General features: G+C 55.1%; 17 protein-coding genes. 12 read left to right on the forward strand and 5 right to left on the reverse strand.

Features of this window, described 5'->3' with window-relative positions:
- Window positions 1-26: 26 nt before the first annotated feature.
- The 8 genes from P3B99_001120 to P3B99_001155 all read left to right on the forward strand — a co-directional run bounded on the left by P3B99_001120 (window position 27) and on the right by P3B99_001155 (window position 11,252).
- Window positions 27-1,070, forward strand: a complete 1,044-nt coding sequence (locus P3B99_001120; protein ID WYJ07729.1) for a spermidine/putrescine ABC transporter substrate-binding protein — start codon at window positions 27-29, stop codon at window positions 1,068-1,070.
- Between the two features lie 143 nt (window positions 1,071-1,213).
- Window positions 1,214-3,130 (forward strand): amidophosphoribosyltransferase, encoded by a 1,917-nt coding sequence (locus P3B99_001125; GenBank protein ID WYJ07730.1) that lies wholly within the window; start codon window positions 1,214-1,216, stop codon window positions 3,128-3,130.
- A 34-nt stretch (window positions 3,131-3,164) separates the two neighbouring features.
- Window positions 3,165-4,712, forward strand: a complete 1,548-nt coding sequence (malQ, locus tag P3B99_001130) for a 4-alpha-glucanotransferase (GenBank protein WYJ07731.1) — start codon at window positions 3,165-3,167, stop codon at window positions 4,710-4,712.
- 24 nt (window positions 4,713-4,736) lie between these two features.
- Window positions 4,737-6,506, forward strand: coding sequence for a phosphoenolpyruvate--protein phosphotransferase (ptsP, locus tag P3B99_001135; GenBank protein WYJ07732.1), 1,770 nt, complete (start codon window positions 4,737-4,739; stop codon window positions 6,504-6,506).
- A 1-nt stretch (window position 6,507) separates the two neighbouring features.
- The gene (locus P3B99_001140; GenBank protein WYJ07733.1) at window positions 6,508-7,920 is read left to right on the forward strand and encodes an FAD-linked oxidase C-terminal domain-containing protein; all 1,413 of its coding nucleotides are present in this window, start codon (window positions 6,508-6,510) and stop codon (window positions 7,918-7,920) included.
- Between the two features lie 75 nt (window positions 7,921-7,995).
- Window positions 7,996-8,667 (forward strand): hypothetical protein, encoded by a 672-nt coding sequence (locus P3B99_001145; protein WYJ07734.1) that lies wholly within the window; start codon window positions 7,996-7,998, stop codon window positions 8,665-8,667.
- Between the two features lie 23 nt (window positions 8,668-8,690).
- Window positions 8,691-10,892, forward strand: a complete 2,202-nt coding sequence (locus P3B99_001150; GenBank protein WYJ07735.1) for a hypothetical protein — start codon at window positions 8,691-8,693, stop codon at window positions 10,890-10,892.
- 114 nt (window positions 10,893-11,006) lie between these two features.
- On the forward strand, window positions 11,007-11,252 hold the full coding sequence (locus P3B99_001155) for a hypothetical protein (protein WYJ07736.1): 246 nt from the start codon (window positions 11,007-11,009) through the stop codon (window positions 11,250-11,252).
- Between the two features lie 2 nt (window positions 11,253-11,254).
- Here the strand turns inward: P3B99_001155 and P3B99_001160 are convergent, their stop codons facing one another.
- The 5 genes from P3B99_001160 to P3B99_001180 form a co-directional block, all read right to left on the reverse strand.
- Window positions 11,255-12,454 (reverse strand): pyrophosphate--fructose-6-phosphate 1-phosphotransferase, encoded by a 1,200-nt coding sequence (locus P3B99_001160; protein WYJ07737.1) that lies wholly within the window; start codon window positions 12,452-12,454, stop codon window positions 11,255-11,257.
- 161 nt (window positions 12,455-12,615) lie between these two features.
- Window positions 12,616-15,102, reverse strand: coding sequence for an ATP-dependent Clp protease ATP-binding subunit (locus P3B99_001165; GenBank protein ID WYJ07738.1), 2,487 nt, complete (start codon window positions 15,100-15,102; stop codon window positions 12,616-12,618).
- 60 nt (window positions 15,103-15,162) lie between these two features.
- Window positions 15,163-16,209: an ATP--guanido phosphotransferase gene (locus P3B99_001170; protein WYJ07739.1), complete on the reverse strand. Its 1,047-nt coding sequence runs from the start codon at window positions 16,207-16,209 to the stop codon at window positions 15,163-15,165.
- Entirely contained in the window at window positions 16,209-16,874 is a 666-nt protein-coding gene (locus P3B99_001175) for a UvrB/UvrC motif-containing protein (protein WYJ07740.1), read from the reverse strand. Before P3B99_001175 ends, P3B99_001170 begins: the two co-directional genes overlap by 1 nt.
- A gap of 57 nt (window positions 16,875-16,931) precedes the next feature.
- On the reverse strand, window positions 16,932-18,473 hold the full coding sequence (locus tag P3B99_001180) for an adenylosuccinate synthetase (protein ID WYJ07741.1): 1,542 nt from the start codon (window positions 18,471-18,473) through the stop codon (window positions 16,932-16,934).
- A gap of 288 nt (window positions 18,474-18,761) precedes the next feature.
- Between P3B99_001180 and P3B99_001185 the strand changes: the two genes are divergently transcribed.
- The 4 genes from P3B99_001185 to P3B99_001200 are packed head-to-tail and all read left to right on the forward strand — an operon-like array spanning window position 18,762 to window position 22,024.
- The gene (locus P3B99_001185; GenBank protein ID WYJ07742.1) at window positions 18,762-19,022 is read left to right on the forward strand and encodes a hypothetical protein; all 261 of its coding nucleotides are present in this window, start codon (window positions 18,762-18,764) and stop codon (window positions 19,020-19,022) included.
- A complete protein-coding gene (locus P3B99_001190; protein WYJ07743.1) occupies window positions 18,988-20,232 on the forward strand; it encodes a DEAD/DEAH box helicase in 1,245 nt (414 codons plus the stop codon). Before P3B99_001185 ends, P3B99_001190 begins: the two co-directional genes overlap by 35 nt.
- Window positions 20,229-21,515 (forward strand): DUF3440 domain-containing protein, encoded by a 1,287-nt coding sequence (locus P3B99_001195; GenBank protein ID WYJ07744.1) that lies wholly within the window; start codon window positions 20,229-20,231, stop codon window positions 21,513-21,515. Before P3B99_001190 ends, P3B99_001195 begins: the two co-directional genes overlap by 4 nt.
- Complete coding sequence (locus tag P3B99_001200; protein WYJ07745.1) at window positions 21,512-22,024, forward strand: ParB/RepB/Spo0J family partition protein; 513 nt, start codon at window positions 21,512-21,514, stop codon at window positions 22,022-22,024. The genes P3B99_001195 and P3B99_001200 overlap by 4 nt, the downstream gene beginning before the upstream one ends.
- Window positions 22,025-22,139 lie beyond the last annotated feature (115 nt).

A 22,139-nucleotide genomic window follows, 5' to 3' on the forward strand; every position in this document is an offset into this window, starting at 1 on the left:
ACAAATAGAGGAAAAAATAAAAGGAAATGAAGAAATACATAACAGCATCTGCGGTTGCGATTGCAACAATCGCGTGCGCGTTAATCTCGGGCTGCGGGCCCGCAAAGCCCGCGCTCAACGTCTATATGTGGTCGGACTATATAGACATGGACTTGGTTCGGGAGTTCGAAAAGCAGAACGACTGTAAAGTCGTCATCGACATTTTCGACTCGAACGAATTTATGTATTCGAAACTCAAAGCGGGCGGCACGGGCTACGACGTAATCCTGCCTACCACCTACATGGCGAAGGTTATGTTCGACCAGAACATGCTCGAAAAGCTCGACCATTCCAAGCTTCCCAATTTGAAGTATATCAACCCCAAGTACCTTGCAGACTTGGCGTTGGACAAAAAGATGGAGTACAGCGTGCCATACATGCTCGGCTTCACCTGCGTTGCCTACAACAAGGAAAAATGCGGCACGCTCCCCGAAACTTGGGACGTGTTCTCGAACGAAAAATTCGCGGGCAAAATGACGCTGCTCAACGACCACCGCGAAACAATCGGCGCCGCCCTCTTCTTCCTCGGCAAAAGCATGAACGACACAAACGACGCCGACCTGGCGAAGGCGAAGGAAGTTCTGCTCAAATGGAAAAAGAACCTCGCGAAATTCGACAACGAGCTGTATAAAGTCGGAATCCAGTCGGGCGAATTTCTCGTCGTACAGGGATACAGCGGCGACCTCTTCCAAGTGTTCGCCGAAGCCCCGAACCTCACCTACATGTGCCCGAAGGAAGGCATTTCCATGAGCTGCGACGACTGGGTTATCCCCGCGACGGCAAAGAACAAGGAGCTTGCCTACAAGTTCATCAACTTTATATGCGACCCCAAGAACGCCGCCAAGAATATGGAATTCACCTGTTATAGCGCGCCCATTCCCGAAGCCCGCAAATACGTCTCCGAGGAAAACAAAAACCACCCCGGAATGTTCCTCCCCGACGATCTCTACAAACGCGGCGAACTTATCCGCGACTTGGGCGAGGACAACGCCAAATTCAACGCCCTTTGGGACGCAGTAAAAGGCAACTAAGCTTCACACAAAGCCAAACGCGGAGCGCAACAACGCCCCGCGTTTTTTTTTGCGGGCAATAAATTCCGCAAAAAATTTTCATATAGACTTGCCAAGCCCGAACACTTGGCGAAAATAGGAAAGATAATCGATAACCAATCTTTATGAGCGATTCTATCAAACACGAATGCGGCATTGCTTTAATCAGGCTTTTGAAGCCCCTAAAATACTATAAAGACAAATACGACGACCCGATTTACGGATTCCACAAGCTGTTTCTGCTCATGGAAAAACAGCATAACCGCGGGCAGGACGGCGCGGGCATCGGCGCGGTGAAAATCGGCGTAGAACCCGGTCAGAACTACATCTACCGCGAAAGAAACGCAAAGCCCAACGGCCTCTCCGAAATCTTTACGGACCAGTTCGAGAAATACGCCGAAAACATCAAGAAAGGGATAATCCACCCCGAATTTATCGACACCGTCAAGGCGAATTTCGACTACGCCGCGGAACTGCTTATCGGACACCTCCGCTACGGAACAAGCGGATCGTACCACAAAAGCAGCTGCCACCCCTTCTTCCGCAAAAGCACGTGGCCGGCGCGAAACCTCATGCTCGTGGGCAACTTCAACATCACGAACACGGAAGAGCTTAACAACGACCTTATCGAACGCGGAATCCACCCCGTTTTCAGCACAGACACTCAGGCGATTTTGGAGGAAATCTGCTTCCAGCTCGACATCGAACACGCCGAAATCTACCGCGAACTCCGCGACGAGGGAATCGCGGGCGAGGACATTCTGCGCATGATGAACGAACGCCTAAACCCGCTGAGAATCGTAAGCAACGCAGCAAAGACGTGGGACGGCGGCTACACAATCGCGGGGGCAATCGGCAACGGAGACGCTTTTGTTTTGCGCGACGCAAACGGCATACGCCCGTGCTTCTACTATAAAAACGACGAACTCATAGCTTTCGCCTCGGAAAGAGTCCCGCTGATGACGGTCTTCGAAGCGGAGGAGGAGGACATCAAGGAAGTCGCCCCGGGAAACGTTTTCGTTATGAAATGCGACGGCACATGCTACGAACACTCGTACCGCAAGGCGGGCGAAAGGAAGTCGTGCACGTTCGAGCGCATTTATTTCTCGCGCGGCAACGACCCCCAAATTTATCGGGAAAGAAAGGCTCTCGGCGCAGCTCTCTGCCCGAAACTCATAGAGTCAATCGACAACGATTTCAAACACGCGGTGTTCAGCTATATCCCGAACACGGCGGAAACCGCATACTACGGAATGATGAGCGGGCTTAGGGTAATCCGCCGGCAGGAAGTCAGGGACGAACTCCTCGAACTCGCGAAATCGGACAGACCGCTCACGCCCGAAATCATCGAAAAACTGGTGATGGACAACTGGCCGCGCGGCGAGAAAATCGCGCATAAAGACATCAAACTGCGCACGTTCATATCGCAGGAGAAAGACCGCACGCAGCTGGCGTCGCACGTCTACGACATCACCTACGGCGTGGTCTCGCCCAAAGACGTGCTCGTCTGCCTTGACGACTCCATCGTGCGCGGCACAACCCTCAAACGCCAAATTTTGAGGATTCTCAGCCGCACGAACCCGAAGAAAATCGTCATCGCCTCCACCGCTCCGCAAATCAGATACCCCGACTGCTACGGCATCGACATGAGCGAAATAGGCAAGTTCATCGCATTTCAGGCGGCGATTAAACTGCTCAAAGAAACGGGCAATTCGGAGGTCGTAAAAGAGGTTTACAGGCTCTGCGTGGAGCAGAAAGACAAGCCCGCAAACGAAATGGTAAACCACGTCCGCAAAATCTACGACAGATTTACCGACGACGAAATCACCAAAAAGGTAAGCGAACTCGTCTACCCGAAAAACGTGGAATGGAACGGCGAAGTGGAAATCGTCTTCCAGACTATCGAAGACCTCCACAAGTCGATTACATCGTGCACGGGCGACTGGTATTTCACGGGAGACTACCCCACCCCCGGCGGATACAAAGTGCTCAACAACGCTTTCATAAACTACTACGAAAATCGGGAAGGCCGCAGCTACTAACACGGCGGCGGCTCGCGCCGACAGCGTAAATAAGATGAAAAGCGACAGTAAAATCGCCGATTTTTCGTGGCACGGCGGACGGGCTTCGGGCGTGTTTCTACACATATCGTCGCTGCCGTCCGAATACGGAATCGGAAACATCGGAAGCGCGGCCGACGCGTTTTTGGACTTCCTCGAAAAATCGGGAATGACGTGGTGGCAGATTTGCCCCTTGGGCCCTACGGGCTACGGAGACTCGCCCTACCAGTCGTTCTCGACATTCGCGGGCAACCCGTATTTTATCGACCTTTCGGAGCTTGTCGAAAAGGGATTGCTTGAAGAGTCGGAACTCGAACCGCTCAAAAAACTCCCGCGCGACAGGTGCGACTACGGCGCAATCTACAACAACGTGCCCGCCCTGCTGCGCCGCGCCGCATCGCGCTGGAAGGCGTCGAAACCCGACGGAAAAAAGTTCGAAAAATTCTGCGCCGAAAACGCCGACTGGCTCGACGCCTACGCGCTTTTCACCGCCCTCAAACGCGAATTCGGCGGCAAGCCGTGGTACGGGTGGGGCAAAAAATCCGCAAACTACCACTCGGCAAAAAACGCGGAAATCTCCGATGGGGCGCGGGAGGAGGAGTTCGCCGCAAAATTCGCGCAGTGGGTGTTCTTCGACCAGTTCGAACGCTTCAAGGCAAAGGCGAAAAAGGCGGGAATAGGCATTTTCGGAGACCTGCCGATTTTCGTCGCCCACGACAGCGCGGACGTATGGGGCAACGCCGAAATTTTCGAGCTTAACAAAGACGGCACGGCGCGGAACGTCGCGGGGGTAGGCCCCGACTATTTTTCGGCGGACGGACAGCTCTGGGGCAACCCGCTCTACGACTGGAAAAACAAAAAGGCGGAAGTCTACGAATTTTGGCGCAGGCGCGTGGCTGCCGCGGCGAATATGTACGACGCAATCAGGTTCGACCATTTCAGGGGTTTTGCAGACTACTGGTCGATTCCCGCAAAAGCCGCCGACGCCCGCAAGGGTTCGTGGAAAATCGGGCCCGGGGTCGATTTCTTCAACTTTCTGAAAAGGCATTTCCCCGACGAAAAGTTCGTCGCCGAAGACCTCGGGCTGCTCTCGGAACGCGCATGCAATTTGCGCGACAGCCTGAAAATTCCAGCAATGGCGGTAATGCAGTTCGCGTTCGGAAGCGACGCGTCGAACCCGTATTTTCCGCACAACGTCAAGCGCGACTGCGTGTACTACACTGGCACGCACGACAACGACACCGCGTGCGGCTGGTACGCGTCGGCGGACGAAAAGGCGAAAGACCAGCTGCGCCGCTACTTCCGCTCGGCGGGCGACGTTCCCAACTGGGACATGATACACGCGGTAATGCTGAGCGTGGCGCGCCTTGCGGTAGTCCCGATGCAGGACATTCTGGGGCTGCCGTCAAGCTGCCGCTTTAATACCCCCGGGAATCCCGACGGCAACTGGCAGTGGCGCATGACCGCCGAAAGCTTGGAGCTTGCAAAATCCCAAAACTCGCCCTATTTGAAATCGCTGGCTGTTTTGGGAGGCAGATTTGCCGAAAATAATGTTGAAAAATAGAACCGTCGAAAAAAAATAAAGACAATGAGCGAAAAACATCAACAGGCGGAACGCGAGTTAAAGGGATTGCCCGTGTCGAAAGGCATAGCGCAGGGCGAGGCGTTCGTTATGTTGAGACGCGAACTCGATACGCCCGTATACGAAATCCGCGACTCCGACAAACCCGCGGAAATCGAACGCTTCCAAAACGCAATCCTCAAAACCCGCGCCGACATACAGCAGATAAAATCGGAGCTGTCCGAAACGGTCGGCGACGCGGAATCGGGAATTTTCGACGCGCACCTGCTTGTGCTCGAAGACGTGGCAATCATGCAGGAAACGCTCGCGACGTTCCAAAAGGAGCATTTCAACATCGAGTACTGCTACTCGAACGTAATCAACAAATTCATCGACGCGTTTGAGAAAATAGACGACTCGTTTATCCGCGAAAGAATCTGCGACCTCAAAGACGTGTCGCGGCGCGTGATAGCAAACATGCTGGGAATCGAGACGTCGAAAATCGGCGCGCTTTCCGACCCGCTGATTCTTGTAAGCTCCGACTTCGCGCCGTCGGACTTCGCGCTCGTAGACAAGAGCAAAATCCTTGCAATCGTTACGGAAAAAGGCTCGCAGACAAGCCACACGGCGATTCTCTCGCGCTCGCTCGGCATTCCGTGCATTGTGGGCGTGGACGGCGTTGCCGACAAAATTTCGTCGGGCGAATTCCTGCTGGTTGACGGCTACAACGGAAACGTCGTTGTGAACCCGTCGCGCGACACGCTCTGCCACTTCACGGAAATAGAGTCGGTGCACCGCGAAATCCAAAAGGTTTTCGACACGTCGCTGCCCTACCCCTCGATAACCTCCGACGGCAAGGAATTCAAAATAGAGCTTAACATAAGCTCCGCAGCCGACATTCCCGAAGGCGCAATGAGCTACTGCGACGGCGTCGGGCTTCTGCGCACCGAAAACTTTTTCCTCGACAGCGGCTCGTTCCCCGACGAGGACGCGCAGTTCGAGGTCTACAAAAACGCGGCGGTCGCCGCATGCGGCAAACCTATAACAATCCGCACGCTCGACCTCGGCGGAGACAAAAACCTGAACCTCATGAAAATGGTAAACAAAGAGGAAAATCCGTTCATGGGGTACAGGGCAATCAGGTTCTGCCTCGACCACAAGGACATTTTCCTCACGCAGCTGAAAGCAATACTCAGGGCGAGCGCGTTCGGCAAAGTGAAAATCATGCTGCCGATGATAAACTCGATTCGCGAGGTCGAACGCTCGCGCGTGCTGATTGAGCAGGCGAAGGACGAGCTTGCGGCGGCGGGAATAGCCTTCGACAAAAACATTCAAGTCGGCGCAATGATTGAAGTTCCGAGCGCGGCAATTACAGCCGACATCATCTGCGACGTCTGCGATTTCATAAGCATCGGCACGAACGACCTTATCCAATACATTCTGGCGGTTGACCGCGTTAACGACATGGTAGCCTACCTCTACGAGCCTACCCACCCCGCGGTAATCCGCACGCTCGACATGGTTGTATCGGCGGCGCAAAGGGCGAACATTCCCGTATGCGTCTGCGGAGAGCTTGCGGCAGACCCGATTTTCGCGCCGCTTCTGCTCGGCATGGGCGTTAGCGAGTTCAGCATGAGTCCGAAGGCGGTCAACGAAATCAAATTTTTGCTGAGAAAAACGAAATATGAAACCGCCCGCGCGCTCAGAAACGAAATACTTTCGCTCAAACGCGCGCGGCACATCGTAAGCAGGCTGCGCACGTTCCACTACGAATCAATGCAGCCGTATCTTAAATAGCATGCCCGATTTATGCGAAATGCTCCGCAGACTCAAAGAATGCGGAATTGCTTGCGCGACGGACAAACACTCGCGCTTTGCGGCGTCGCTCGACCAAATGCGGTACAGCTTTTTGCCCGACGCCGTGGTCTACGCAAAGTCGGAGGCCGACGTTTCGGAAACGATGAAGGCGGCGTCGGACTGCGGCGTTCCGATTACCGTAAGAGGCTCGGGAACGGGCTGCGCGGGCGGCTGTGTGCCGACATGCGGGGGCGTTGTGCTCGACATGTCGGGAATCGACTTCATCGAAATCGACGCGGTCTCGCGCATGGCGCACGTCGGCGCGGGCGCAATCACGGCAAATGTGGACGAGGCGGCAAACAAATTCGGGCTGTTCTACGCGCCCGACCCGTCCTCGCACAAATTCTCGTCGATAGGCGGAAACATCGCGTGCAACGCGGGCGGACTGCGCGCGCTCAAATACGGCACGACGCGCGAAAACGTGCTCGCACTGAAAGCGGTGCTCGCCGACGGCCGCGCGGTATCGGGGGCATTGCCGCTGAAAAAATATTCTGTGGGAATCAACCTGCGCGACATTTTCATAGGCTCGGAGGGCACGCTCGGAATCGTAACGGAGGCGTGGCTGAAACTGCTTCCGCTCCCGAAGTCGCGCACGGCGGCGCTTGCGTTTTTCAAAAGCGATACAGAGGCGTTCAAGGGCGTCGGGAAAATCATGCGGGCAAACCTCTCGCCCTGCGTGCTCGAATTCATGGACGTCGAAACGGTCTCGTGCATTCGGGCAAGACACCCCGACTTCGGCGTGCCCGCAAACTCGGCGGCAATCCTCGCGGAATTCGACGACGACGACAGCGCGGAACAGGCGCGGAAATTCGCGCAAACGCTCTCGCCCGAAGCCGACGCAAAATACGCCGCCGACAACGCCGAAACCGAAAGGCTTTGGGAAATCCGCCGCAAGGCGTCGCAATCTATGTTCGAGCTTGGCGACGGAAAAATAAATCAGGACATCGTTCTGCCCGCGGAATCGCTCGACGCGTACTTCGAATATTTCAAAAATTTGGGCAGGGAATACAAGCTCGCAACACCCGTATTCGGACACGCGGGCGACGGCAACTACCATATCCACTTCATGTACAAATCGTCGGATCCGACGGGACGCGCCCGCGCGCTCGCGGCGATGGACAAGGCTATTTCAAGGGCTGTGGAAGTGGGCGGCGCGGTGTCGGGCGAACACGGAATAGGCTTTTTGAAGTCGAAATACATGTCCAAACAGCACACGCCGACCGAGCTTGAACTGATGCGCTCAATAAAAAAAATCTTCGACCCTCGGGACATTCTGAACAGGGGGAAAATCCTTGTCCCTGTTGACACGTCGAATCTCCGCCCGCTAAGCGGCGTAAAACTTCCGTGGGACTAAGCGCTCGCCCCGCCGCATTCGATTGAGGCGAGATTTGCGGTTGACAATTACGCCCCTCAAAATAGAGTCTTGCGCATGAAGAAATGTCTTTTGCTTGCGGGATTATTTGCGTGCGCGGCGGAACTGCTCGCGGCGCAGTTTACACTTTTCGACAAAAACGGCACGGCGCAAAAGGGGATTATCCAAAACTTCACGCTGATAAAAAACGCGGCGAAATCTAAAAAAAGCTTTAATAGCTTTGTCGAAAGAGTCAAAACCGACACGGGCAAAGTGAAAAACCGCGACCCTGAAACGGAGCGAATCTGGCGGCAATTTCTCTCCGACATGCACTTCGAAAAGGGAACATTCCCCGAAAGGCTTGCGCACATCTCGAAGCAATCGGCAAATTTCGAAAACGCGGTTGCGGAAATCGAAAAATCGCTTCCAAGCCTGCAAGAACCGTCGCGGAAATTCCTGCGGACAAACCTGCTTTCACACGCGCTGATAATGCGGGCGTGCTCCGACATCTACAAGCATTCGACCTCCTCAGTCATCGCGCTCTCAAAACGCGACTGCGCCGCCGCGCAGGCTGAGCTTGACAAGGCCTTGGAGGCATTCGGATACTTCGACCGCGCAAAGGAAATCAACACCGAGGGCGGGTGGAAAAACTGGTACAGGGGCGAGTTGAAAATGAACTTCGCCGAACTGTTAAAACTTGCGAAATCCGCGCGTGAATCGGCGGATAAAATCAAAAATTCGGATTTTTAAACAAAACGCAACTTTTGAAAAAAATGAAAAAAACAGCATTCGGATTTATCGCAATGGGAATCGCCTCGGCGGTCGCGTCGGCGCAAAGCTACATTGCAAACGAAGATTTTGAAGGGGCAAAACCGACGCTCGAAATCGGGGCGCAATCGCGCATAACCGACGCGAAAGACGAAGCCATCGGCGGCTCGCGCTCGCTTTTGTGCGACGCCGCCAACGGCAAAGACGAGACCGCGTTCGAAGTGTCGAGCGACAAATTCAACGTCTTCGAAGTCTCGTTCAACTACAAAACGCTCAACGGCGCGAAAGGCGCGCCGCAAGTCGGCTTTATCGACCGGAACGGGAAGTACACCGACTTCCGCAGCGAACGCCCGTTTTTTCTGCACAACGACGGCGACATCGAAACGTTCAAGGCGCTCTTCCACGGACGCGCGGAGCAAAAGTGCACTCTGCGCGTTTGCGTGTCGGCGGGCGGTCGCGCCGTGTTCGACAACGTTAAAGTACGCGGCTTCAACGCCCCCGCGAAAAGCGACTGGGCGGTGCACAATGCAAAAGTGTTCGCGTCGTGCCGCAGCAATCCGTTCAAGAACTACTATCTGAAAGCGGACGACAAAATTCTGTCGATGTCGGAAGCCGAATTTTTCCCGTTCATCGACAAATACGGGCAGTACAAGCACCGCGACTGGACCGACAAGGTTCACTCCGACGCCGACTTGAAGGCGCAGGCTGCGCGGGAGAAAACGCTCGCCGACGCCCTGCCCGACTCGCGCCCCGACCGCGACAAGTATTTTGGCTTTGTCTCGCCCGACAAAAAATTCGCGGCGACGGGCAAATTCAGGACGCAGAAAATCGACGGCAAATGGTGGTTCATCACGCCCGACGGCAATCCGTTCTTTGCGGTGGGCGCGTGCAAAGCGGGCTTCGGGTGGAGTCTGAATCCGCCGAAACTCGACGGGCGCGACTGCGAAAAGCGCACGCCGTCAACGCCCATTGAAGGGCGCGAAAAATTCTTCGAAAAACCCATCGGCGAAAAGTACACGCTTGCAACCGCGCCTTTCAAACGCTCATACTTTCAGGGCAAGCCCGCAAAAAGCTTCAACTACTACGCCCGAAATATCGACATAAAATACGGCAACCCCGACGCCGACTTTCTCGCAAAAATCTTGGCGCGGCGCGCAAAGCTTTTCGGCGTAAACCTCGGCGGGCATTTGAGCGAGTACCCGCTTCTCGAAAAGGCGAAAGTGCCCTACACCGTTACGGTTTACTCCGCGCCAGAAGAGTTGATTGACGGCGACTACAAGCTCCACGGCTGGTGGCAGCTGCCGCCCGACTGGTTCTCGCCGAAGTTCGAAAAATCCGTGCGCGAGCGGCTCGCCGAATGCGCCCCATACATAAAGAGCGCGTACTGCTTCGGCGTGTTCGTAGACGGCGAGCTGCCGTGGGTCGAAAAGCGCGCCGAAATTTCGAAAGGCGTGCTCTCGTGCGGAGAAACGCAGAGCGCGAAAATCGCGTTCTGGCAAATGCTCGAAAAAAAATACAAAACGCTCCGAGACCTGAACGACGCGTGGGGCTCAAAGTACGAATCGAAAGCCGGATTCCTCAAAACAAAAAACTTCTTCCCGACCACCGAAAAAGGCATTGCCGACTTGTACGACTTCGAAGAACTCTACACGCGCCAATATTTCAAAGTCTGCCGCGATGCAATCAAGAACATCGACAAAGACGCTATGTACTTGGGGTGCAGCTTCGGAACATACGGCTCGGCGTGGGAATACGCCGCGATGATTTCGGCCGACTACTGCGAAGTCGTTACAGCCAACATCTACCGCTACAATATCTCGAACCTCGCCCTGCCCGCAGGCTCGAAAGACCGGCCGATTCTCATCGGCGAATACCACTTCACGCCCTACGACGGGGGCACGTTCGGCATAACTATGGTTCCCGTCGAAACCGCGGAAAATCAGGCGCGGTGCACGCTCGAATTCATGCGGAGCGCGGCGCACAACCCCGCCGTTGCGGGCATAGAATGGTTCGCGTGGTTCGACCTTCCCGCCACGGGCAGGTACGACAAAGCCGACAGCGGAATCGGGCTTGTCGACATGGCGGACACCCCGCACTACAAGCTTGTGGAAACTTTCAAAAAGTTTTCCGAAGAAGTCTACAAAATGCGCTTCGAAGCAAAGGGCGCGTACGGTAGCGGAGCGCAAAACGACCGCAACTGGCACTAAGCTCCTCCGCAATTTTCATAAGCAAGCGGCACGGCAAAAATGCCATGCCGCTTTTTAGTATCGTCAGGCGTAAGCAACAGAGAGCGGCATTTTACAATAAAAAAGAGAAATCCCATGAACGAGATTTCTCTTTTGATAAAAACCGATAAGCGTTTTTTTAAGCGTTTTCCACCTCATTTTGCGCGGTTTCCCGCTCTTCTCAAAAATTGGGGCAACCCGCTTCGCGTGCTGCCCCTTTTTGCGCGGTTTTCCGCCTTTCTCAAAAATTGGGGCAACCCGCTTCGCGTGCTGCCCCTTTTTGAGGTTTTCCACCTCTATCTCAAATTAGGGCAACCCGCTTCGCGTGCTGCCCCTTTTTGAGACTACGCCTGTCCGATTGCTTTCAGCAATTCGACAAACCAAGCCTGCTTTGTATCGAACGGTTTTCCGCCTTTGATACGCTCAAATTCACAAGCGCGGAGGACGTTGCCGTTGTTTTCGTCGTGCCCGATTACGCCGCTTTCCCTGCGCATTGCGCATTCTACGGCGAGGTCGGTGCAGCTCTTGATGAGGCGCAGGTCGTCGGCGTTTGCCGCAGCCGCGCGGGCAAAATAGCCGCTCTTCTGAACCATAACCTTTTCCGCGCCAATCATTTCGGCGAACTGTTTGCCGAACCATTTGCCGGGGTTTACGGCGTCGAGCTTGACGTGTCCGAAAGCGTCGCGGGGAACCTCCTCGCCCTTTGTCTCCATTTCGGCGACAATCGTCTTAACGCCCGCGCCCTCGGAGATAAAGATGTTTACGCAGTCGTTCTTGTCCATGACTTCTTTGAGGCGTTTCGCTTCCTTGGCGATGTCGATTTCCATTTCGGGAATGAACACTGCGTGGACGTCGCGGCGCGCTTTTGTGAGTCCGAGACCGTCGGCGTATTCGCCGCGGTTGAGCATTTCGCGGTATTTCGCCGCAGTCGCCGCAGTAAGCCAGCCGCAGTTGCGCCCCATTACTTCGTGGATAATAAGCATGCGCGGGTTTGCGCCGCATTCGCCGACGACGTTCTTGAAGAACTTTGCGCCCTCTTCCGCCGCCGTCCACGCGCCGAGGCTCTGGCGAATGGGATAGACGTCGTTGTCAATCGTCTTGGGAAGCCCGATGACGGTGAGTTCGTAGTTATTTTCTTTAAGGAATTTAGCCAAGTCGGCAGCCGCGGTGTTGGTATCGTCTCCGCCGATTGTGTGGAGAATGTCTACGCCGTCCTTGACGAGCTGGTCTGCCGCAACTTTCTGCGGGTCCTGACCTTCTTTGACGAGGCCGCGCTTTACGCAGTCCTTAACGTTTGTAAGCTTCACGCGCGAGTTGCCGATGGGCGAGCCGCCGTAGAGGTGGAGCAAGTGCGCCTGTTCGCGCATTTTTGCGTCTACCTTGATGCTATCGCCGAGCAACAGCCCCTTGTAGCCGTTGATGTAGCATATGATTTCGATGGAGGGGTCGATTTCCGTATAACGTTCAATCAGACCGCCGATTGCGCTTGACAGGCAGGGCGCGAGTCCGCCCGCCGTGAGTATTCCGACTTTTTTAGGTTTCATAATTTTTTCTGAAAGAAATTAAGCCGCCTATCCTACGGGTTCCGACGCGCCGCGCAAGCAAAATGCCGCGCGGTGGCGCAAAAAATGGGCGCGGCTTTCGACGCGCGGGCGCAAAAAAAAATCCGCAAGCCGAATGCCTGCGGATTGCGGAAATTTTTAAACTACGCCTTTTTACACGGTTTCTTTTTCTGCGAGAATGCGATATGTTTGCCGCCGTCGGCGAGCGTTGCGAAAATTTCGCCAGCGTCGGTGATTGTTCCGCGCAGGATTTCCTCGGCAAGGGCGTCTTCAAGCTCGCGTTCGATTGCGCGTTTGAGCGGCCGCGCTCCGTACTTTTCGTCCCACCCTTTCGATATGAGGAAGTCCGTCGCGGGCTTGTCGAGAACAAGCGACATTCCCTTTTCGGCAAGTCTTGCGCGGAGTTTGTCAAGCTCAAGCCCGACGATTTTTTCCATGTCCGCCTTTGTGAGCATGCGGAAGAGGACGATGTCGTTTATGCGGTTGAGAAATTCGGGGCGGAACGATTTTTTCATTTCGTCCATGACTTTCTCTTTGAGCTTGTCGTAATCGTCGTCGAAGCCCGCCGCACCGAAGCCCATCGACGGGTTCTTTTGCAGAATGTTCGCACCGACGTTGCTTGTAAGAATTATAATCGTATTGCGGAAATCGACCGTTCTGCCGAGGCTGTCGGTGAGTCTGCCGTCCTCCAAGACTTGCAGGAGAATCTGCACGACGTCGGGGTGCGCCTTTTCGATTTCGTCGAAGAGTATTACGCTATACGGGCGTCTGCGAACCTGCTCGGTGAGCTGTCCGCCGTCTTCGTGCCCGACGTATCCGGGGGGCGAGCCGATTAGCCGCGAGACCGAGTATTTTTCCATATACTCGGACATGTCGATTTGAATGAGAGCCTCCTGCTTGCCGAACATCTGTTCGGCGAGCATCTTTGCCAAATACGTTTTCCCGACGCCCGTCGGACCCAAGAACAGAAACGAGCCTATCGGGCGTTTCGGATCTTTAAGCGCGGCGCGGGAGCGTCTGAGGGCGCGGGCGATAACCGACGTAGCCTCCTCCTGCCCCACGACGCGTGCGCGCAGGCGGTCTTCGAGTTCGAGCAGTTTTTTGCTCTCCTCTTTTTCCATGCGCGAAAGCGGAATGCCCGTCCACGTCGAAACCACCGCGTAGATGTCGTCCTCGCCGACTTCCACGCGCTTGTCTTCGAGCGACTTCTTCCAGTTTTTGACGATTTCGTCGCGCTCGCGCGAGAGCGATTTTTCGGCGTCTCGCAGTTTTGCGGCGTCCTCGTAGCGTTGGTCGCGGATTGCGTCCTCCTTCGCCTTTTCCGTATCGGCGATTTTCGCGTTGATGTCGAGCACCTCCTGCGGGCGTTCGAGCGTTTTGATTCTCGCGCGGGAGCCTGCCTCGTCGATTACGTCGATTGCCTTGTCGGGCAAAAACCTGCTTGTGATGTAGCGTTCGGAGAGTTTTACGGCGGCTTCGAGCGCGGCGTCGGAGTACACGCAGTGGTGGTGTTTTTCGTAGTTGCCGCGCAGGCCTTTGAGAATCAGAATGGCGTCGTCGCGCGACGGTTCTTCGACTTTGACACTCTGGAAACGCCTGTCGAGCGCGCTGTCCTTTTCGATAAACTTGCGGTATTCTGCGATAGTCGTTGCGCCTATGCACTGCAACGACCCCCGCGAGAGCGCGGGCTTGAAGATGTTGGAGGCGTCCATTGCGCCCTCCGCCGCGCCCGCGCCGACTATCGTGTGGAGTTCGTCGATGAAAAGAATGACGTCGCCCGCCTTTTCGATTTCGTCCATGACCGCCTTGATTCGCTCTTCGAACTGTCCGCGGTATTTTGTTCCCGCGACCATCAGAGCCATGTCGAGCGTGATTACGCGTTTTGAGGCAATCAGTTCGGGGACTTCGCCTTTTGCGATTTCCTGCGCCAAGCCCTCGACTATCGCGGTTTTGCCGACGCCCGCCTCTCCCACGAGAACCGGGTTGTTCTTTGTGCGGCGGCACAGAATTTGAATTACGCGCATGATTTCGTTTGCGCGTCCCACGACGGGGTCGAGCTTGCCGTTGCGGGCAAGTTCGGTGAGGTCGCGACCGAACGCTTTAAGCGCGCTCTGTTTGCCGTGTTCGGAGCGTTCGCCGCCCTCGGACTGGGGAATGTCGGAGTCGGGGTCGTCGGGAGTGTCGCCCACAAACTTTGGGTCTAGCTCGGCAAGAATCTGGTTGCGGCAGGCGTCGATATTCACGCCCAGCTTGCGCAGAACTTCCGCCGCGACTCCCTCGCCCTCGCGAAGAAGCCCAAGCAAAATGTGTTCCGTGCCTATATAGTTGTGGTTGAGTCTGCCCGCCTCGTTCGACGCCAGCGAGAGCACTTTCTGCACTCTCTGTGTGTATTTGAGGTCGTTTGCCGCCTGCATCATGGCATCTCCCCCGCCGACTTGGCGCATGATTTCCGCGCTCACGTTTTCGAGGTTTATCCCCATTTTGCGCAGGACGTTCACGGCAACCCCCTGCCCCAAGCGGATTATGCCGAGCAAGATGTGTTCCGTGCCTATGTAGTTGTGCCCCAGACGCGCCGCTTCTTTGCGCGCCAGCGTTATTACCTGTTGGGCTCTCGGTGTAAAGTGCTGCATTTTATGATAATTCCTTCCGTGTTGCGCGTTGTTTATCGGACGCAACATGCCGATATTAACTTATTTTGCGGCGAATTCGGGAAGTCCCGCGGCGAACGTGTTAAGATACGCCGCCCTCACCGCGTCGCGCTCGGACGCCTCGGATTCCCTGATATTGAATTTGTCCTGCAAATGCGCGGGCTGAATGTCGAGAATTGCGTTGTCGACATCTTCTATGACGTCTCCCGCCGACTTGCAGAAGCCCATGTCCGCCGCCATGCGAATGTTCGAAAGCAGCGAGACCGCCTCGGCTGTGTCTATAAGTTTGCAGTTTTTCAATATCGCGACCGACCGCGCTATCTTATCGACAATCACAACGGGCGTTTGTTGCATCGTTTTCAGCCGCGCGTTTGTTTCGAACTCGACGAGCTTGTCGGTAAATTTTGCGATTTTTGCTATGATTTCCTCTTCGGAAATTCCAAGCGTCTGCTGGTTCGACAGCTGGAAGAACGCCCCGTAAGAGTCGCTGCCTTCGCCGTTCGCGCCCCTGACTACCATTCCCAGCTGGTTAAGCCCGCGCACTATTTTCTCTATCTGGCCGCCGAGCGAAAGCGCGGGAAGGTGCAACATGACCGACGCCCGCATTCCCGTTCCGACGTTTGTCGGGCACGCCGTGAGGTAGCCGAAGTTGGGGCTGAACGCGTATTCGAGCCGCTCCTCGACGGCGTCGTCTATGGAATTTACCGTGCGCCACAGCGCGTTGAGCCGCTGCCCCTTTGCGACAGCCTGAATGCGGAGGTGGTCTTCCTCGTTAATCATTGCGCTTGCCGCGCCGTCTTTTGAAATGTACACGCCCGCGTTTTCGGTTGCGCCCGCGAGTTCGCGGGTTGCGTGGCGTTCCTCGACGAGCATGCTCTTTCCGAAGTCGGAGATTTCGGACATCTTTACGAGCCTGCCGCCCTTGAATTTCCCCGTCTTTGAGAGCGCGTCGGCGCATTTTTCGAACACCTCTGCAAGCTCCCCGCAAGACGCCGCGTTCGAGAAGCGCGTGTGCGCCAAGTTCCGCGCAAGCCTTATGCGCGAAGTCATCACGATTGCGGAGTTTTTTCTGTGGATTTTCAAGACCATTATTTGTTCTTTTCGGACAGTTTTTTGAGCTTGTCGCGCAGGTCGGCGGCGTCTTCGTACCGCTCCTCGGCGACGGCTTCGTCGAGCATTTTCTGCAAGAGTCCGGGAGTCTCCTCCGCGGGTTGGGCGTCGGGCTGCGAATCCTCCACAACCTCGGCGTTGAGCTTTACGGGCTGCGTTTCCGACAGGAACGCGTCGAGCGTGTTTTCGAGCGTTTCGTCGAACAGCTCGCCGCCCGCGATTTCCTCGAAATCGCGCAGTTTTTTGGAGTTGTCTATCGACGCAAAGCAGTTTGCGCCGTGCGTTTTCGGCGTCTTGCCCTTGTGCTCCGTCGCTGCGTGCATTTGGGCGAAAAGCTCGAAGAGCCTGTTGCCCAGCGCGACGTAGCAGTCGGGACACGAGAACCTCGCGCCCTTTTCGATTTCCGAAAGCGACGCCCCGCAAGTCGGGCACGAATCCGGGTTTGCCGCCTTTGCCGACACTATTTTCTCTTCCAGTTCCTTCAATTTCGGAAAAAGGTCGAGCGGCAGATTTGCGGCGTCGAGCGACGCCTTTTCAGCGCACTCGGAGCACAAATGCACCTTCACCTTTTTACCGTTTACGATTTTGGTGATGTGGAATGTTGCGGGCTTGCCGCATATGTCGCATTTATATTCCGTAGCCATTTTACGATTCCGCGCGCGCCGCGCGTTTTGCGGAGCGGCGGCGCAAGTGTGTGCGTGTTATACGAGTTTTAGAAGTTCGTCGGTCGAAGGTATGTCTCTTATGATTTGGGACTGCATCGGCCCGACACCGATATATCGCAAATTCGGCTTGTTGTTTAAGCCCGACTTCGACGCGACTTCCACGACGCTTTTCAGGCAGAACGCGACGTATTTTTTCGCGTTTTCGGGGAGGTCGGCAAACGAGCGGACTTTCGAAATGTCTTCGCTCCAGCCCGCAAGTTTTGCGTACACGGGGCGCAGTTTTTTGCGGAGCGCGTCGCAGCGCGGAACGCCGTGGTATACTTCGCCCGTGGAGTCGTCCACATACGAAGTGCACACAAGCAGGTCGCCGTTCCAATCGCCGGAGTACGACAGCGCGTCGAGCTTGTTTATTACGATGTCTTCGTAGCCGCCGTAGCGGAGCGCGTCGCCCTTTTCGACGGCGTCGAACCAGCCGACCATGCGCTGGCGGCCGGTGCTTGTGCCGTATTCGAGCTTTTTGAGCTTCTGGGCGAGCGGGTGGGCGTCGTCCATTTGCGTGAGGAAGACGTGCGTGCCTACTTTCGTGTCGTAAGCCTTGCAGCAGCCGAGCGTGTGGACCGCGCGGAGCGGAATGCACGCGCTTTCGAAAAATTCGGGAACGCCCGTGTGCGACGCCGTTACATTGGGCGCAAAGCCGTGGCGTTTGTCGAGCCAGTACGACTGCCCGTATTCGCCGACGATATACCTGCCCTCCGACAGCGCTTTCAGGCAGATTTCGCGCACGTCGCCGATGTTCTTTGCAAGTTTCCGTCCAGCCGACCAATATTCTTCCACAACCGCGTCGATATTGATTTCGAAGGGATTTGCGCCCATGAATTTTTTGAAGTCGAAGTCCGACTCCGCAAACACGCCGTCTTTGATTGCGTCGGCGTTTGCCCTAAGTTCCGCGTTTGTGAGCTTTTCGAAAAACTGCGCCCACTTTTCGGGCGACACTTTGCAGACGTATTTTATTGTGTCGCAGGCGCGGGTGAGTTTTGCGGAAAGTTTGCGGGCAAAGTCTTCTTTGTGTCCGAGAAATTCGGCGTAGCAAATTTGGAACTGGCTGACTTCGTCGGCGTAGGACGGCGTGATGCCCCTGCCCGTCGAGCCGCGCGGCTCGTCTTTGAGGACGTTTACGCGGTAGTCTTCCCACGCGAGGTCGAGAAGTCTGTGTCCGAGGTCGGACATCATTGTGCGTTCGTCGATTACGAGTCTGTCGAAAATTTTGTATCCGCGTTTTTCGAGCGGCGCGCCCTCCCAGATGAATTTGCGGGGGTCGGCAACAACGCCCGCGCCGATTGCCAGCGTTTCGACGTCGTTTTCTATCACGCCTGCGGGGAGGAGGTTGAGTTTGACGCCGCCGGCGGTGTGTCCCGAATTTGCGCCGCCGTTTACTTTGATTACGATGGCGGCGATATTTTTCCGTCCCGTTTTCGATTTGAGTTCGTCTATGACTTCGTAGACGAGGCGTCCCTTACCTTCGTCGCCCATGCTGATTCCGACATCGGCGATAATCTGACTTTTAAATTCCGTAAGCATTGCGTTTCCTGTTTAATAAATCAATCCGACAAGATTGAAGTTTTACGGGCATTTTACAACCCCATTTTTCAAAAAATTTCCGCTTTTTGCGCGAAAAGTCGGAAAATCGGGCGGAGGGGGCGGGCTATCTTGACAAAAGCGGAGGGAGGGGACGGAGGAGGCTTTTTCGCACAAGGGGTGCGAGGGAGGGCAAAAAAGAGGAGGAAGGGAAATTTTCCATTTGACAAATCATAATTCAAACTCAATATCACATTATAATTTCCATTCAACTTTTCCCGCGCCCTTCAAATGAAAGTGAGAGTTTGGTACAGCCAAATCGAACGCTCGGACGAAAACTCCTCGGTGCTTCTCGTCGGCGGAAAGCGCGTCGAGCTTCCGAACGACGCCTTCAAGACGGGCGCGCGCAACTCGGTGATTCTCGAAAAGTCTATAGCCGAAAAGCACGGGCTCAGGTGGAAGCTGCTTTTCCACATTCCGCCGAAAATCGCTCCCGTCTACAACCAGATTTGCATAGATGAACTTAGAATCAAACCAACGGTCGGCTGTTGAAAAGCTGTCGAAGCTTCGCGCGGGCGCGTTGTTCATGAAGATGGGTTCGGGCAAAACAAAGGTTGCGTGCGACCTCGTAAGGCTCAGGCTCGGAAACATCGACGCCGTTATCTGGATTGCCCCCGCCTCGCTCTTGAAGTCGGCAAGGTATCTGTCGGAAATAGAAAAGTGGTCTGCGGGCTTTTTCGGACTGATTTTCTTCTTTTCCACGGAAAGCGTTTCGCAGAGCGACTCGAAATACCTCGAAATGCGCAAAATTGCGGAGTCGCGCCGCGTCTTCTGCATTGTGGACGAAAGCATTTTCATAAAAAATACAAAGGCCCTGCGCACGCGCCGCCTTTTGGGAGACTACCACCTTTTCGATTTCAGGATTATCCTAAACGGCACGCCAATCACGAAAAGCCTGCTCGACCTCTACGCGCAGATTTCGTTCCTCTCGCCCAACATTCTCAAAATGACCGAGCGGCAGTTCGCCGACAATTTCCTCGTCTATTTCTTCGACGGAATCGACCCCTTCCCGTGGCGCAGGTGGTCGAAACCCGCGAATGTGGAGGCTCTCGCCGAAATCATCAAGCCCTACGTTTTCGACGCAGACTTCGACAACGAGTGCCGCATTAGAGTCTATAACCGCGAGTTCGACCTCGATTCCGCCGAGCGCAGACGCTATTCCGACTTCAAGCGGAAATACCTCAACGGCAAATTCTACGTCTGCTTTTTTTCGGTCGCGCAGGCGTTCCAGCACGCGTACACGGTATCGTGCAAGGCTAAGTTTTGCGCGGCGATAGAAATCGTCAACAGGATACTCGACCGCGGCGAGAAAGTCGTGATTTTCGCGAAGTTCGTGGCGGAGGCGCAAATGCTGAACAGGACATTCGGCGGGCTTGTCTACATGGGCGGCAGAAAGGACGACCTCTCGCTTTTCGAAACAGAAGAAAGCGTGCTCGTCTGCACCTACGGAGTCGGAAGCATGGGACTGAACCTCCAATGCGCAAACAACGTCGTCTTCTATTCGCAGACTTTCGACTACAAGGAAAAGGAACAGGCGACGCACAGAATTTTCAGGACGGGACAGACAAAAACCGTCAACGTCTACAACCTCTGGATTAACACGGGGCTTGAAGACATCATAAAGTACAGTCTCGACAGAAAACGCGACCTGCTCGAAATGTTCGAGCGCGTAATCACCGCGCAGGAGGCGCAAAAACTTTGAAGCAATATCTCGACAAAAACGTTTACGAAGCCGCAACGGAGCGCATGGAATTCATCTTCGACAATTTCGAGCGCGTCTACGTCTCGTTTTCGGGCGGAAAAGACAGCTCGGTTGTGCTCAACCTCGCGCTCGACTGCATGCGGCGGAAAAAAATCAAAAAAAAGCTCGGCGTGCTCTTCATAGACTTGGAGGGACAGTACCTTACAACGATAGACTACATCAGGGAGACGCTTCTCGAAAACGCCGACATGCTCGACGTCTACTGGTGCTGCCTGCCGCTCACCCTCCGCAACGCCGTCAGCGTCTTTTCGCCGTTCTGGACTTGCTGGGACTTGGACGAGCGCGACAAGTGGATTCGCGAATACCCCGACTATCCCAATCTCGCCACAGAGCAAAACAATCCATTCCCGTTTTTCCAAAAGAAAATGGAGTTCGAAGAGTTCGTCCCCGCTTTCGGCAAATGGTACTCCAACGGGCAAAAGACCGCGTGCCTTGTCGGAATCCGCTCCGACGAGAGCCTAAACCGATACCGCACTATCCGCAACTATGTAAAGGAAACCCTCGACGGCAAAAACTGGACGACGAAAATTACCGACACCCTCTACAACGCCTACCCCATCTACGACTGGAACGTCCGCGACGTGTGGGTCGCCAACGGCAGGCTCGGCTGGAAGTACAACAGGCTCTACGACCTCTTCTACAAGGCGGGCGTGCCGCTCGCCTCCCAGCGCATTTGCCAGCCCTACGGCGACGACCAGCGCAAGGGGCTTAACCTCTACCGCGTCATAGAGCCTGACACTTGGGCGAAAGTCGTCAACCGCGTAAGCGGCGCGAATTTCGGCAACATCTACTGCGGAAACCGAATCATGGGCTATCGCAATGTCAAACTGCCGCAGGGGCACACTTGGAAAAGCTACTGCAAGCTGCTTCTTGCAACCCTCCCGCCCGAACTTGCCGCCCACTACAAGGCGAAGTTCAAACGCTTCATCTGGTGGTGGCACAAAAAAGGCTCGCCCGTCGGCGGCGAATTTATCGGCGACCTCCCGCCCGAAGCGAAAATTACCGACAGAAAATCGCCCTCGAACGAGCCTATCGTGCGCTACTCCAAAATTCCCGACCACATCGACAACGGCTTCGAGCAGAAAAAGCTCGCCCCGTCTTGGCGGCGCATGTGCATTTGCATTCTCAAAAACGACCACCTCTGTTCGGGGCTGAGTTTCTCGCAGACAAAGCACCAACAGGAAAAAATGAGAAACCTTCTGGAAAAATATAAAAATTTATGACAGACAAACCGAAAAGTCCCGTGTACGGCGTCCGCGCCGTGCCGGTAGAGAAAATCAGGGCGAACTGCTACAACCCCAACAAGGTAGCCCCGCCCGAAATGAAGCTCCTTTACGACTCAATCAAAGAGGACGGCTACACCCAGCCCATCGTCTGCTACTACCTGAAAGACGAGGACGTTTACGAAGTCGTGGACGGTTTCCACCGCTTCCGAATCATACAAATCCACCCCGACATCTACGAGCGCGAAAACGGCATGCTACCCGTGGTAGTCATCGACCGCCCAATCGACGACCGCATGGCGTCAACTATCCGCCACAACCGCGCCCGAGGCTCGCACGACGTTGACCTTATGAGCAACATCGTAGCCGAACTCACCGAAATGGGTAAGTCGAACGCGTGGATTTCAAAACACCTCGGCATGAGCGCAGACGAAATCCTCCGCCTTAAACAAATTACTGGCATCGCCGCCCTCTTCAAAGATACCCCCTTCTCCAAATCTTGGCTCTAGGCAGGCTGCAGCCTGCACGGCGCAGATGGGGGCTTGCCCCCATGAGGCGGATTTTGCTTTGCAAAATTCCTCCGCCTCCGCCCCCAATCGCGAGCCGCGCCACTCGTCGGAACTT

This window comes from Opitutia bacterium KCR 482 (assembly GCA_029269845.2).
In the GTDB taxonomy this organism is placed as follows: Bacteria; Verrucomicrobiota; Verrucomicrobiia; order Opitutales; family Intestinicryptomonadaceae; genus Merdousia.

Bases quoted from the DNA above. Each gene is read 5' to 3' on its own strand.
- P3B99_001120 (WYJ07729.1), top strand. From the start codon at position 27: ATGAAGAAATACATAACAGCATCTGCGGTTGCGATTGCAACAATCGCG.
- P3B99_001125 (WYJ07730.1), top strand. From the start codon at position 1,214: ATGAGCGATTCTATCAAACACGAATGCGGCATTGCTTTAATCAGGCTT.
- malQ (WYJ07731.1), top strand. From the start codon at position 3,165: ATGAAAAGCGACAGTAAAATCGCCGATTTTTCGTGGCACGGCGGACGG.
- ptsP (WYJ07732.1), top strand. From the start codon at position 4,737: ATGAGCGAAAAACATCAACAGGCGGAACGCGAGTTAAAGGGATTGCCC.
- P3B99_001140 (WYJ07733.1), top strand. From the start codon at position 6,508: ATGCCCGATTTATGCGAAATGCTCCGCAGACTCAAAGAATGCGGAATT.
- P3B99_001145 (WYJ07734.1), top strand. From the start codon at position 7,996: ATGAAGAAATGTCTTTTGCTTGCGGGATTATTTGCGTGCGCGGCGGAA.
- P3B99_001150 (WYJ07735.1), top strand. From the start codon at position 8,691: ATGAAAAAAACAGCATTCGGATTTATCGCAATGGGAATCGCCTCGGCG.
- P3B99_001155 (WYJ07736.1), top strand. From the start codon at position 11,007: ATGAACGAGATTTCTCTTTTGATAAAAACCGATAAGCGTTTTTTTAAG.
- P3B99_001160 (WYJ07737.1), bottom strand. From the start codon at position 12,454: ATGAAACCTAAAAAAGTCGGAATACTCACGGCGGGCGGACTCGCGCCC.
- P3B99_001165 (WYJ07738.1), bottom strand. From the start codon at position 15,102: ATGCAGCACTTTACACCGAGAGCCCAACAGGTAATAACGCTGGCGCGC.
- P3B99_001170 (WYJ07739.1), bottom strand. From the start codon at position 16,209: ATGGTCTTGAAAATCCACAGAAAAAACTCCGCAATCGTGATGACTTCG.
- P3B99_001175 (WYJ07740.1), bottom strand. From the start codon at position 16,874: ATGGCTACGGAATATAAATGCGACATATGCGGCAAGCCCGCAACATTC.
- P3B99_001180 (WYJ07741.1), bottom strand. From the start codon at position 18,473: ATGCTTACGGAATTTAAAAGTCAGATTATCGCCGATGTCGGAATCAGC.
- P3B99_001185 (WYJ07742.1), top strand. From the start codon at position 18,762: ATGAAAGTGAGAGTTTGGTACAGCCAAATCGAACGCTCGGACGAAAAC.
- P3B99_001190 (WYJ07743.1), top strand. From the start codon at position 18,988: ATGAACTTAGAATCAAACCAACGGTCGGCTGTTGAAAAGCTGTCGAAG.
- P3B99_001200 (WYJ07745.1), top strand. From the start codon at position 21,512: ATGACAGACAAACCGAAAAGTCCCGTGTACGGCGTCCGCGCCGTGCCG.